At 65.8% G+C, this 13,054-nt stretch carries 12 protein-coding genes; 8 read left to right on the top strand and 4 right to left on the bottom strand.

The genetic code is table 11. The features are described from left to right. Positions 1–27: 27 nt before the first annotated feature. From V5279_RS36930 to purD, 4 genes are all read left to right on the top strand, one after another. Positions 28–570 (top strand): DUF2306 domain-containing protein, encoded by a 543-nt coding sequence (locus V5279_RS36930; protein WP_338691860.1) that lies wholly within the window; start codon positions 28–30, stop codon positions 568–570. After that, positions 567–1,118 carry a hypothetical protein gene (locus tag V5279_RS36925; protein WP_338691859.1) on the top strand — a complete coding sequence of 184 codons (552 nt, stop codon included), beginning with the start codon at positions 567–569 and terminating at the stop codon, positions 1,116–1,118. The genes V5279_RS36930 and V5279_RS36925 overlap by 4 nt, the downstream gene beginning before the upstream one ends. 4 nt (positions 1,119–1,122) lie before the next feature. Further along, positions 1,123–1,422, top strand: coding sequence for a winged helix-turn-helix domain-containing protein (locus tag V5279_RS36920; RefSeq protein ID WP_166303496.1), 300 nt, complete (start codon positions 1,123–1,125; stop codon positions 1,420–1,422). A 109-nt stretch (positions 1,423–1,531) separates the two neighbouring features. Continuing rightward, on the top strand, positions 1,532–2,809 hold the full coding sequence (gene purD, locus V5279_RS36915) for a phosphoribosylamine--glycine ligase (protein WP_338691858.1): 1,278 nt from the start codon (positions 1,532–1,534) through the stop codon (positions 2,807–2,809). Positions 2,810–2,932: 123 nt separating this feature from the next. On the opposite strand, the gene V5279_RS36910 is transcribed toward purD, so the two are convergent. Then, positions 2,933–4,165, bottom strand: a complete 1,233-nt coding sequence (locus V5279_RS36910) for an acyl-CoA dehydrogenase family protein (RefSeq protein WP_076864913.1) — start codon at positions 4,163–4,165, stop codon at positions 2,933–2,935. A gap of 123 nt (positions 4,166–4,288) precedes the next feature. Between V5279_RS36910 and V5279_RS36905 the strand changes: the two genes are divergently transcribed. Further along, positions 4,289–5,194, top strand: a complete 906-nt coding sequence (locus V5279_RS36905; RefSeq protein WP_338691855.1) for an alpha/beta hydrolase — start codon at positions 4,289–4,291, stop codon at positions 5,192–5,194. 299 nt (positions 5,195–5,493) lie between these two features. Here the strand turns inward: V5279_RS36905 and V5279_RS36900 are convergent, their stop codons facing one another. Beyond that, complete coding sequence (locus V5279_RS36900; protein ID WP_166303511.1) at positions 5,494–5,952, bottom strand: nucleoside deaminase; 459 nt, start codon at positions 5,950–5,952, stop codon at positions 5,494–5,496. 127 nt (positions 5,953–6,079) lie between these two features. Between V5279_RS36900 and V5279_RS36895 the strand changes: the two genes are divergently transcribed. Beyond that, on the top strand, positions 6,080–8,209 hold the full coding sequence (locus V5279_RS36895; protein WP_338691854.1) for a pseudouridine synthase: 2,130 nt from the start codon (positions 6,080–6,082) through the stop codon (positions 8,207–8,209). Between the two features lie 6 nt (positions 8,210–8,215). After that, positions 8,216–8,770: a 16S rRNA (guanine(966)-N(2))-methyltransferase RsmD gene (gene rsmD / locus V5279_RS36890; RefSeq protein ID WP_338691853.1), complete on the top strand. Its 555-nt coding sequence runs from the start codon at positions 8,216–8,218 to the stop codon at positions 8,768–8,770. A 135-nt stretch (positions 8,771–8,905) separates the two neighbouring features. Here the strand turns inward: rsmD and mutL are convergent, their stop codons facing one another. Next, positions 8,906–10,723: a DNA mismatch repair endonuclease MutL gene (gene mutL, locus V5279_RS36885; RefSeq protein ID WP_338691852.1), complete on the bottom strand. Its 1,818-nt coding sequence runs from the start codon at positions 10,721–10,723 to the stop codon at positions 8,906–8,908. A 231-nt stretch (positions 10,724–10,954) separates the two neighbouring features. On the opposite strand from mutL, the gene V5279_RS36880 reads away from it, so the two are divergent. Continuing rightward, complete coding sequence (locus tag V5279_RS36880) at positions 10,955–11,278, top strand: ribbon-helix-helix domain-containing protein (protein ID WP_338691851.1); 324 nt, start codon at positions 10,955–10,957, stop codon at positions 11,276–11,278. 189 nt (positions 11,279–11,467) lie between these two features. Here the strand turns inward: V5279_RS36880 and V5279_RS36875 are convergent, their stop codons facing one another. Continuing rightward, positions 11,468–13,036, bottom strand: a complete 1,569-nt coding sequence (locus tag V5279_RS36875; RefSeq protein ID WP_338691850.1) for a GMC family oxidoreductase — start codon at positions 13,034–13,036, stop codon at positions 11,468–11,470. Between the last annotated feature and the right edge of the window lie 18 nt (positions 13,037–13,054).

Genomic DNA, 13,054 nt, shown 5'->3' with positions numbered 1-13,054 from the left:
GACGATCCTCGTTTGGGGGGCAGACCGATGATCCCGCATGTCACGTTGGCAGGTTTTGTCCATTCCGCGGCGGGCGCGGTGCATGCCGTTGTGGCAATCCTTTGCATCGGTGTCGGGCTGATCCAGTTCCTGCGCCCGAAGCGCGGTGCGGGCCACCGGGCGCGCGGCTATCTCTACGTCTACGCCATGCTGGTCGCCGACGGGACGGCGATGCTGGTCTATCAGTTCAGCGGCCGCTTCAACCTGTTCCATGTTGGCGCGATCGTGAACTTCGCCTGCATCGTGGCAGCGATTGTTCCGCTGCTGCGCAGCCCGCGGCCGGCGAACTGGAAACTGAAGCACTACTACTTCATCTCCTGGTCCTATGTGTCGCTGATGTCGGCGGCGTCGACGGAAATCGTGGTGCGTCTGCTGCCGCCGATGACGCGCGGGCAAATTGGGCTGATGGCTTTCGTCCTGTCGATCGTGACGATGACGATCGGCTATATCCTGATCGGCAAATATCGCCCGCCGGCGGAGGCGCCGCCGGTGTCCGCCGAACTCGCCGAGCAAAGCGGGGCGCCGATATGATCGACAGCAAGCAGGCCAGCGCGGCGCTGGCCGACATCAACGACGTCGTCCAGCGCGTCCGTCAGTCGCAGATCTATCAGATCGCGAGCATCATCATCACGCTATGGGGCGTGCTGCTATTTGTGGCCTACATCGCCAACCATCTCTGGCCCCGGCAGGGTTACACGATCTGGACCGTCACCAATCTCAGCGGCCTTGCGTTCAGCACCGCGGTTGGCTTCGTCATCAACCTCCGCTCCGGCAATCGCACCTTTCCGATCCGTTCGACGATCAGCTTCCTGCTGATCGGTGTATTCGGCGTCTACTGTTCGGTCATGCTCGGCCATTTCGGACCGCGCCAGATGATCGTGTTCTGGGTGCTCTACGGCATGCTGTTTTACGCCATCGCCGGCGTGTGGTTCGGTTACGCCTTCATCGTGATCGCGGCCTGCACCAGCGCGCTGACGCTGATCGGCTACTACTATATCGGGCCGGCGTTCCTGTTATGGATGGCGGTGGTGCATGGCGGCGGCCTGATGCTCGGCGGCCTCTGGATGCGCCGGATCTGACGCGATGGCCGAACTCGACGAGATCATCCACCAGCCGCTGCGGCTGCGGATCATGGCGGCGCTCAACGCCTTGCCGGTCTCGACCGGGCTCGAATTCGCCCGGCTGAAGAAGCTGACGGGCGCCACCGACGGCAATCTCGGCGCCCATATCGAGACGCTGGCCAGGGCCGGCTATGTCTCGGTCGACAAGGCCTTCGTAGGCAAGAAGCCGCAGACCACGGTGACCGCGACCGCGGCCGGCCGTGGCGCCTTCGCCCGCCATGTCGCGACCTTGCAGGAGATCATCGCCGGCAAGCAGCCGTGAGCCGGAATGACGGGGAATCGGCCGCCTCGCCCCTTGCAGGCCGGCGGGGATTCGTGCGACCGACACGGGTCTTGCACCCGTTTCTTGCACCCTTTCGAGCCCGTATCAGATGAACATCCTTTTGCTCGGTTCCGGCGGCCGCGAACATGCGCTGGCGTGGAAGATCGCAGCATCCCCGCTGGTGACGAAACTGTGGTGCGCGCCGGGCAATGCCGGGATCGCACGCGAGGCGGAATGCGTCGCGCTCGATGTCGCCGACCATGCCGCTGTGATCGAATTCTGCCGGCGCAATGCGGTCGATCTGGTGGTGGTCGGTCCGGAGACGCCGCTCGCTGCCGGCATCGTCGATGATCTAGCCGCTGTCGGCATCAAGGCATTCGGGCCCAGCAAGCAGGCCGCGCAACTCGAGGGCTCCAAGGGTTTCACAAAAGACCTCTGCAGCGAGTTCAACATTCCGACCGGCGCCTATCGCCGCTTCGACAATGCCAGGGACGCGGTGGCTTACGTCCGCGCGCAGGGCGCGCCGATCGTGGTCAAGGCAGACGGGCTTGCGGCCGGCAAGGGCGTCGTGGTGGCGCAGACGCTGCCCGAGGCGGAAGCCGCGATCGCAATGATGTTCGAGGGCGCGTTCGGCTCGGCCGGCGCCGAGGTGGTGATCGAGGAATTCTTGTCGGGGCGCGAGATCAGCTTCTTCGCGCTGTGCGACGGCGATACCGCGATTCCGCTGGCGACCGCGCAGGACCACAAGCGGGTGTTCGATCACGACAAGGGGCCGAACACCGGCGGCATGGGCGCCTATTCGCCGACGCCGTTCGTGACGCCTGAGGTGCACGACCAGATCATGGCGCGAATCATCCTGCCGACGGTTGCCGGGATGAAGAGCCGCGGTACGCCGTTCAGGGGCGTGCTCTACGCCGGCGTGATGCTGACTGCGCAGGGCCCAAAACTGTTCGAATACAATGTCCGCTTCGGCGATCCCGAGTGCCAGGTGCTGATGCTGCGGATGATGTCGGACATCGTGCCGGCGCTGCTCGCCGCCTGCGAGGGGCAGCTGAAACATTTCGATCTGCGTTGGTACGACGAACCGGCGCTAACGGTCGTGATGGCGGCGAAGGGCTATCCCGGCGACTACATCAAGGGCACGCGGATCGAAGGCCTTGATGACGCCGCAGCTGTCGAGGGCGTCGAGATCTTCCACGCCGGCACGGTGGCGAAGGATGGCGCCATTCTCGCCAACGGCGGGCGGGTGCTGAACGTCTGTGCGATGGGCAAGACCGTCACCGAGGCGCGCGACCGCGCCTATCAGGCGGTCGATCGCATCAAGTGGCCCGACGGCTTCTGCCGCCGCGACATCGCGTGGCAGGCGGTAGAGGCGGAGAGGGGCTAACTCGTCATTCCGGACGACGCGCATCGCGCGTCGATCCGGAATCTCGATGTTGTAAGCACCGTCGTCCCTCAGCTCGAGATTCCGGGTTCGCCGCGCTGCGGCGCCCCGGAATGACAGAGCGAACTACAGCAAATCCCCGCCCGCCGCTGATGCGGTGGTGCCGTGCTCGCGGAACGCCTTGATGACGTTCTTGCCGATCTTCCACTTGTGCACCTCGTCGGGGCCGTCGACCAGCCGCTGCGAGCGCACCTGGGTGTACCATTTGGCGAGCGGCGTATCCTGGCTGAATCCGAGCGCGCCGTGCAGCTGGATCGCGGTGTCGATCACCTTGTGCACCATGTGGGCGTGGAAGATCTTTGCGATCGAGTTCTCCTGGCGGATATCGAGGCCCTTCTCCGCCTTGTAGGCGATGTGCAGCAGCATCAGCCGGCCGATATAGAGCTCGCTCGCGCAGTCGGCGAGCATGAACTGCACCGCCTGGCGGTCGGCCAGCAACTGCCCGAAGGTCGAGCGCTTGGTGACATGGGCCGCCGCCATGTCGAGCGCGCGCTGCGCCTTGGCGACGTTGTGCATGCCGTGCCGCAGCCGGCCGTAGGCGAGGCGGTGCTGGCCCATGTTGAAGCCGTTGCCCTCGCCGCCGAGCAGATTGTCGGCCGGCACCTTCAGATCCTTGATCTCGATCTCGGAGTGGCCGCCATGGATCACGTCGTCGTGCGGACCCTCGATCGCCATGTTCGCGACGTTGCGCTTGATGCGGTAGCCGGGATTCGGCAGCTCGACGATGAAGGTCGAGTATTGCTTGTGGCGCGGCGCGTTCGGATCGGTCTTCGCCATCACCAGCGCCATGTCGGCGACGCTCGCCGACGACGAGAACCATTTCTCGCCGTTGAGGATGTAGTTCTCGTTGCCGTCCTTCACGGCCGTGGTCTGCATGCCGGTGGCATCGGCGCCGGCGGCCTTTTCCGTCATTGAAAAGCAGATGCGCTTCTCGCCGTTCAACAGGGGTTTAAGGAATTTCTCCTTCTGGTACTCGGTGCCGTGCGCCAGGATCGTCATCATCGAGGCGTCGTCCGGCCCCTGCGTGTTCATCGAGAGCGCGCCGAGCATGCTCTCGCCGAGCTCCATCTGCACCAGGGCGTTCGCCAGCGGGCCGAGGCCCATGCCGCCATACTCCTTCGGCACGAAGGGGCACCACAGACCCTGCGCGCGGGCCTTCTTGCGCAGCGGTCCGAGCACCTCGGCAAGCGGCTTGGTGTCGAGTTCCTTTTCCGCCGGAATGCACTCGTCGTGCACGAATTTGCGGACCTTCTCGCGGATCGCCTTGGCTTCGGCTGGAATCTCGAAATCGATCGACATGGCACTTCCTCGTTTCATGTTGTTGTTGGCTTGGCTTGAGGATGGCATAAACCTCGCCGAAAGCAGCGGCAACGCCGAACAAAGTTTGAAGCAGCGCGGCCGCGACAGGGAAGGGAGCCACCGATGCCTGATCTCGCTGATCTTTTTCCCGGCTATGCCTCCGAATGGGTCAACACCTCGCAGGGCCGCATCTTCGCCCGCGTCGGCGGCAAGGGGCCGCCGCTGCTGTTGCTGCACGGGTTCTCCTCGACCCATGTGATGTGGCACACGGTGGCGCCGAAATTCGACGACAAGTTCACGCTGATCATTGCCGACCTGCCGGGCTATGGCTGGTCCGACATGCCGGACAGCGACAAGGACCATACGCCCTACACCAAGCGGGTCTGGGCGAAGACCATGGTCGAGGTGATGGAGCGGCTCGGCCATGTGCATTTCGCACTTGCCGGTCACGACCGCGGCGGCCGGGTGTCGTATCGGCTCGCGCTCGATCATCCCGGTCGGCTGTCGAAGCTCGCGGTGCTCGATATCGCGCCGACCTATGATTACTGGCAGAAGCTCAATCGCCTCTCGGCGCTGAAGATCTACCACTGGGCCTTCCTGGCGCAGCCTTATCCGCTGCCGGAGACGCTGATCTCCGGCCACGGCGAATTCTTCCTCAAGGAGAAGATGGCGAGCCAGACCAGGAGCAAGACGCTCGATGCGATCGATCCGCGCGCGCTCGAGCATTACCTCGCGCCGTTCCGCGATCCCGCCCGCATCCATGCAATGTGCGAGGACTATCGTGCCGGCGCCTATGCCGACTACGAGATCGACAAGGCCGATGTCGACGCCGGCAAGAAGATCACGATCCCGATGCTGGCGTTGTGGGGCGATGCGGGGGTTGCCAGCGCCGCAACGACGCCGCTCGACACTTGGAAGAACTGGGCGACCAATGTCTGCGGCGCGCCGGTGGCGTCAGGGCATTTTCTGCCTGAGGAAAATCCGGAGGTGACGGCGAAGCTGCTGCGGGAGTTTTTCCTGCCGGGATGAATCTGCTCTAGCACCGTCATCCTGAGGTGCGAGCGAAGCGAGCCTCGAAGGATGTACGGCTCGGCTGGTGGCCGTCGATCCTTCGAGGCTCGCAAGAGCTCGCACCTCCAGCGACAAAGGCGAAGCCTTTGCGCGGGGATGACGGGATCGATATTTTGTATGCGGAGAATTGCGTAGCCCGGATGCAGCGAAGCGAAATCCGGGATCGTCTTCGCGGAGGAACTTCCCCCGGATTGCGCGGAGCCTGTCATCGGGCGCGCGTTCGCGCGACCCGTTGGCTCCATCCGGGCTACGAGCCGTCAGCGCCGCTCCCTGAAGAACTCGCGCAAGAGGCGCGCGGCCTCACGCTCGCCGACGGCGCCATAGACCTCAGGCACATGGTGGCAGGTCGGCTGCGCGAAGAACCGCACACCTGACTCGACCGCACCGCCCTTGGGGTCGGCGGCGCCGTAATACAGTCGGCGGATGCGGGCAAACGAGATCGCGCCGGCGCACATGGTGCAGGGCTCCAGCGTCACGTAGAGGTCGCAGTCGACCAGCCGTTCGGTGCCGATCGCGTCCGCGGCCTGCCGGATCGCCAGGATTTCGGCATGGGCGGTGGGGTCGCGGTCGGTCAGGGTGCGGTTACCGGCGGTGGCGATCACCTCGTAACCCCTGACAATCACGCATCCGATCGGAACTTCGCCCGATTTTCCGGCGTTTTCGGCCGTTTTCAGCGCCAAATCCATGAAAGAAGGGGCTGTCATGCCTCGTATCATTGCCAGAAACCTGCTAGTAGCTTCGCCTTCAGCAAAAGTGGATGCCGGTTTTGCGTCAAATGCGCTGCCAACAGGCGCGTACGGCCCGTCCCCTTGCACCCCAATTGAACGTCCAGCGAGATTATTCATGCCCCGCGACAGCGACAAAAACAACGATTCCCGCGGCCGGCGTGATCGGCCCGGCGGCGGCAAGGGCCGCTCCGGCGCTGCCCGCGGACCGGACAAGAAATTCGCCAAGCGCGGCTTTGGCGACAAGACGTTTGCCGGCAAGGGCGATGGCGAGAAGCGGCCCTATCGCGGCGACCGCGAGGACCGTCCGCCGCGCCGCGAGTTCGGCGACAAGCCGAGATTCAACCGCGACGACCGCCCCCGCGGCGATCGGCCGCCGCGTGACGGCGACGGCGAGAAGCGCAGCTTCAAGCCGCGTGGCGACCGGCCGAGATTTGATCGCGGCGGCGATGGCGAAAAGCGTTCGTTCAAACCGCGCGACGACCGCGGCGGCGAAAAGCGCCCCTACACGCCGCGTGGCGACCGCCCGAACTTTAATCGCGACGACCGCGCGCCGCGTCGCGATCGCGATGACGCCCGCGCGGCGGGGCGCTTTTCCGATCGGAAGTTCGGTGACAAGAAGCCTTACGCATCGCGCGAGCGTGACGGGGAGAAGCGGCCCTATACGCCGCGTGGCGAGCGATCGTTTGGCGACCGTCCTTCGCGCGGCGGCGATCGGCCCGAACGGAAATTCGGCGGCGACAGCAAGTTCAAGCGCGGTGCGGCGGATCGCGGGGGCGATCGTGATCGTGGTGACCGCGGCCCGCGCAAGGACTTTGGCGATCGGCCGCCGCGCGGCGAATCCAAGCCGTGGCAGAAGCGCGAGGGCGGCTCCGATCGTCCCGAGCGTGGTTCGCGTCCGTTCCGCGACGGCCCGCGCAATTTCGACAAGCCGCGTTACGACAAGCCGCGCGATGATCGCGGCGGCGAGCGGCCCAGGTTCTCGCGTTCCCGCGACGATCGCGAGCAAGGTGACCGTCATGAGCGGCCGAAGTTCAGCCGGCCGCGCTGGAGTCGTGACGAGGAAGGCGGCGAGCGCCGACGCGAACGGCCCGAAGGCCGCACCGACTGGCAGGAGCATCCGCGCAGCGAGGGCCGTTTCGGCGATCGCCCGCGCCGCGACAATGAAAACGACGGCGAGATTTTTGCGAAGCGTCCGGCCTTCGGCGGCCGCGGCGCCTATCGTGAACGTTCCTACGACGATCGCCGCGAGCGTCCCGAGCCGAAGCCGAAGAAATTCGGCGAGCGCATCGCCAAGGTATTGGCACGCGCCGGTCTCGCCTCGCGCCGCGATGCCGAAGAGATCGTCACCCAGGGGCGCGTCACCGTCAACGGACGCGTGATCAATTCGCCGGCGCTCGATATCACCGACAACGATGTCGTGGCGGTCGACGGCAAGCCGTTGCCGCCGCGCGAGCGGACGCGGTTGTTCATGTATCACAAGCCGCGCGGGCTGATGACGACGCATGCCGATCCCGAGGGACGGCCGACCGTGTTCGACAATCTGCCCGAGGGCCTGCCGCGGCTGATCTCGATCGGCCGGCTCGATTTCAACACCGAGGGCCTGCTGCTGCTGACCAATGACGGCGGGCTGGCGCGGACGCTGGAGCATCCCGACACCGGATGGCTGCGCCGCTACCGCGTGCGCGCGCATGGCGAGGTGACGCAGGGCCAGCTCGACCAGCTCAAGAACGGCGTCGAGGTCGACGGTGTCAAATACGGGCCGATCGATGCAACGCTGGAGCGCGACCAGAGCTCCAACGTCTGGGTGGTGTTCGCGATCCGTGAGGGCAAGAACCGCGAGGTGCGCAACGTGATGGCGCATCTCGGGCTCGAGGTGAACCGGCTGATCCGGATCTCCTACGGTCCGTTCCAACTCGGCGAGCTCGAGGAGGGTAAGGTCGAGGAGGTCAAGACGCGGGTGCTGCGCGAACAGCTCGGCGAGAAGATCGCCAAGGTCGCAGGCGCCGATTTCGCGCGGCCGGAGCAGCGCGACGCCGGCGACGGTGACGATACGCGCAAGCCGTCCAAGCCGGTGGCGAAGCGGGCGGTGATCAATGACCGCAAGGGCCGCCGCGTGCTGGTGCAGCGCACCGGCAGCGAGGAAGCCCGCGCGCGCAACGAGGACGAGGCCAGCGGCTACGGCCCGCCGCGCCGTCCCAAGCGCGGCTATCACGGCAAGCGCGATCTCACGCCGAAGGACAAGTAACGGTCGATGCGCGTCGTCGGGGGCAGGCTGAAGGGCCGCAATCTCGCGTCGCCGTCGGGCCGCGAGATCCGCCCGACCGCGGATCGCCTGCGCGAGTCCGTGTTCAACATCCTGATCCACGCCTACGACAATCCGATCGCGGACGCGCGCGTGCTGGACCTGTTTGCCGGCACCGGTGCGCTCGGTATCGAGGCCGTCTCGCGCGGCGCGAAGTTCACGCTGTTCGTCGACAATGGCGCCGAGGCGCGGGCGCTGCTGCGCAACAATGTCGAGTCGCTCGGGCTTGGCGGCACGACCAAGGTCTATCGCCGCGATGCCACCGATCTCGGACCGGCGCATCCGGTCGAGCCGTTCTCGCTGGTGTTTCTCGATCCGCCCTACGGTAAGGGGCTCGCGGACAAGGCGCTCGCCTCGCTGCGCGATGGCGGCTGGCTGACGCCGGGCGCGCTGCTCGTGGTCGAGGAGGCGAAGGCCGCAGCGTTCGCGCCGCCCGCGGGTTTCGAGGAGCTCGAGCGCCGTGTGTATGACGACACCGAGTTCGTGTTTTTGCGCAGGCCGTGATGTTACCGCTTGCTGTGCTGTCATCACCCGCGCATGCGGGTGATCCAGTACGCCGAGGCCTCTCGACTGATCACGATCGCCGCGGCGTACTGGATCGCCCGGTCAAGCCGGGCGATGACAGCGGAGTGTGCAGTCCTACCTGCGCCCGAACAGCTTCTCGATATCGCTCAGCTTCAACTCGACATAGGTCGGCCGGCCATGGTTGCACTGGCCGGAATTCGGCGTGTCTTCCATCTCGCGCAAGAGCGCGTTCATCTCTTCCGGTTTGAGGCGGCGGCCGGCGCGGACCGAGCCGTGGCAGGCCATGGTGGCGGCGACATGCATCAGCCGGCGCTCCAGCGGCAGCGCTTCGTCCCACTCCGCCATGTGCTCGGCGAGGTCGCGCAACAGGCCCGCCGCATTGGCCTTGCCGAGCAGCGAGGGTGTCTCGCGCACCGCGACCGCGCCGGGACCGAAGGACTCGATCGCAAGCCCGAACGACGCCAGCTCCTCGGCGCGGTCGAGCAGCTTCTCGACGGTCGCCTCATCAAGCTCGACGATCTCGGGGATCAAGAGGATCTGGCGTTGCACGCCGTTCTTCGCCAGCGAGGCCTTCAGTCTCTCATAGACGATGCGTTCATGCGCCGCATGCTGGTCCACCACGATCAGGCCATCGCGGGTCTGCGAGACGATATAGGTCTCATGGATCTGGGTGCGCGCGGCGCCCAGCGGACGGTCGAGCAGATCGGGCGCGGGCGCCGCCTCGAAACGCACATCGGCGCTCGGCGTGCCGACATCGAAGGCGGCCTGTCCGGGCTCGGCGAACGCGGGCGCCGCCGTCCCCTCGAACGCGCGCATCGGATTGACCGGATATGACGGCGAGCCGCGCCAGTCCCAATTGCCCGGGCGCGGCGGCGTGAAGGCAGGCCGGAACGCCTGCAACGTCGCGCCGTCGGCGGTGTTGGCCGCGGTGCGTCTGCCCTCGCGCGCGAGGCCATCCTTCAAAGCGTGCACGATCAGCGCGCGGACCAGGCCGGCATTGCGGAAGCGCACCTCGGTCTTGGCCGGATGCACATTGGCGTCGACCTCTTGCGGGTCGCAGGTCACGAACAGCGCCACGACGGGATGGCGGTCGCGCGGCAGATAGTCGGAATAGGCCGCGCGCACGGCGCCGAGGATCAGCTTGTCGCGCACCGGGCGGCCGTTGACGAACAGATACTGCCCGAGCGCATTGGCGCGGGTCAGCGATGGCGCGGCGGCGAAACCTTCGACCACGACGCCCTCGCGCTCGGAGCGGACTTCGATGGCGGAGCTGCGGAAATCCGCACCGAGGATATCGCCGAGCCGCGTCAGCCGGCCGGCCGCCCCGGGCAGCGCCGCGGCCCAGGTCACCGGTGCGCGCTCTTCGCCGGCCAGCGTGAAGGCAATGTCGGGGCGCGCCATGGCCAGCCGCCGCACCACTTCACGGATCGCCTCCGCCTCGGTGCGGTCGGTCTTGAGGAACTTCAGCCGCGCCGGCGTTGCGTAGAACAGTTCGTTGACCTCGACGCGGGTGCCCTGGCCGAGCGCAGCCGGCATGATCGGCGTCTTCTCGCCGCCCTCGACCGACAGCGACCAGGCGTGCGGCTCGCTGGCATGACGCGTGGTGATGCCGAGTTTTGCGACCGCGCCGATCGACGGCAGCGCCTCGCCGCGGAACCCGAGCGTGCGGATGCGCAGCAAATCTTCGTCGTCGAGCTTGGAGGTGGCGTGGCGGTCGACCGCCAGCGCAAGGTCGGCGCGAGTCATGCCGCTGCCGTCGTCGGTGATGCCGATCCGGCGCCGCCCGCCGCCGTCGGTGAAAACATCGATCCGGCTCGCGCCGGCGTCGATCGCGTTCTCGACCAGTTCCTTGACCACGCTCGCGGGGCGTTCGACCACTTCGCCGGCGGCGATGCGGTTGACGAGCTGTTCTGGGAGCTGGCGGACGGGCATGGATTGGATGTCGGATGAGCGATTCGAGCCTGGTCGCCACTATAAATGGCCGCGCCGGCAAATGCATGGGAGCGCTGCGCCTGCCCGATCCAGCTGGGGACGATTCCGGCCTATCGCCTTGAAGACGCTCATCTTCAGCGACCGGCGCGTTACCCCCTACGTCGCGATTGTGGGGCCGCGCGCGCCGGTATATCGTTTAGAAAAATTATAAGTTCTTGCCGGAGGAACGCCATGTGCCATCTTTTCGCGCACCAGCCGCAACGCGACTATGAATCGCACACCCGATCGTTGCGGATCGACGGCCATTGCACCTCGATAAGGCTGGAAATGTCGTTCTGGGACACGCTGGAGGAGATCGCGGCCAAGGAAGGCATGACGCTGGCCAAGTTCCTCACCACCTTGCACAACGAGGTGCTCGACCACCACGGCGAGGTGAACAATTTCGCGTCGCTGCTGCGCTGCTCCTGCCTGATCTACCGCGCCAAGGCGAATGCGCCGGCGGTCGTCCCCGACTATCGCGGCACGGCAGCGGCGATCCTGGACGCGGCGGAATAGGCGTTCGCGCCAACCCATCACGCAAGAGAAAAGCGGCCTTGTCCTGTTGGGCAAGGCCGTTTCAGTGAGAGGGGAATTGGATTTTCGTGCTAGAGGTTCGGTTCTGATTGAATCAGAACCGAACCTCTAGCTTCTTGTTTTGACGCGTTTTCTTCACGCGAACCGGTGCCCGCTTCGCTCGAAAACGCTCTAGATCTCCTTGCGCTGCATTGCGCCGGCGATGTGGTCGGCCTGCCGGATCGCCAGTGACACGATCGTCAGCGTCGGGTTGCACGCCGCGCCCGAGGTGAACTGGCTGCCGTCGGAGACGAACAGGTTCTTGATGTCGTGGGTCTGGCCGAACTTGTTGACCACGCCGTCGCGCGGCTTCTCGCTCATCCGGTTGGTGCCCATGTTGTGGGTCGAGGGATAGGGCGGCGTCGGATAGGTCACGGTGGCGCCGACCGCTTCATAGACCGCGGAGCCCTGCTTGTAGGCGTGATCGCGCATCGCGACGTCGTTCGGATGATCGTCGAAATGCACGCTGGCGACCGGCATGCCTAACTTGTCCTTGATCTTCGGGTCCAGCGTGACGCGGTTGGTCTCCTGCGGCATGTCCTCGCCGACCAGCCACATGCCGGCCATCCGCGGATAGCCCTCGATCGCGCTGGTGAAGCTGCGGCCCCAGGCGCCGGGATTGAGGAACGCCGCCATGAAGGGCAGGCCGAGCGACAGCGTCTCCATCTCGTAGCCGCCGACGAAGCCGCGCTTCGGATCGTTCTTGGCCTCGTCGCGGATGATGCCGGCCATCGTGGTGCCGCGATACATGTGCACCGACTTCTCGAAGCTCGCATACACGCTGCCGGTCATGTGCCGCATGTAGTTGCGGCCGACCTGGCCGGACGAGTTGGCGAGCCCGTCAGGGAACATGCTGGAGGCGCTGTTGAGCAAGAGCCGCGGGCTCTCGATCGAGTTGCCGGCGACCGCGACCACGCGTGCCTTCTGGCGCTGCATCGCGCCCGTTGCGTCGGCATAGACCACGCCGGTGACCTTGCCGGACTGGTCGTGCTCGATCTTGATCACCATGCTGCTGGGCCGCACCTCGAGATTGCCGGTGGCTTCGCCCTTCGGAATCTCGGTGTAGAGCGTCGACCATTTGGCGCCCGACTTGCAGCCCTGGAAGCAGAAGCCGATCTGCTGGCAGGAGCCGCGGCCATCGCGCGGTTCGCTGTTGATCGCCATCCGCCCGGTGTGGACTTCCTTGTAGCCGAGCTTTTTGGCGCCGGCCTCCATCACCTTGAAGTTGTTGTTGCCGGGAAGTCCGGGGATCCCGTTGGTGCGGGTGACGCCCATCTTGTCCTCGGCCTTGGCGTACCACGGCTCCATTTCGGCGAGCGTGATCGGCCAGTCGATCAAGTTGGCGCCGGGGATGTTGCCGTAGGCGGACTTGATCTTGAACTCATGCTCGTCGAAGCGCAGCGATGCGCCGGCCCAGTGCGTGGTCGAGCCGCCGACCGCCTTCACGATCCAGGCCGGCAGGCCCGCAAAGTCCTTGGCGACGCGCCAGCTTCCCGACGTGGAGCGCGCGTCGGCCCAGGCGAGCTGGGTGAAGCTGTCCCACTCGTCGTTGATGAAGTCCTGGTTCTCGATACGCGGACCGGCCTCCAGGATCACGACCTTGACGCCCTTCTGCGCCAGTTCATTGCCGAGCGTTCCGCCGCCGGCGCCGGAGCCGACGATCACGACAACGCCGCTGTCATTCAGATCGAATTTTGCCATTGTTTCCTCCCGAGCGTT

The organism is Bradyrhizobium sp. 26S5, from assembly GCF_036923295.1.
Taxonomy (GTDB): Bacteria; Pseudomonadota; Alphaproteobacteria; order Rhizobiales; family Xanthobacteraceae; genus Bradyrhizobium; species Bradyrhizobium septentrionale.
This window is presented reverse-complemented; position numbering and strand designations above follow the sequence as displayed.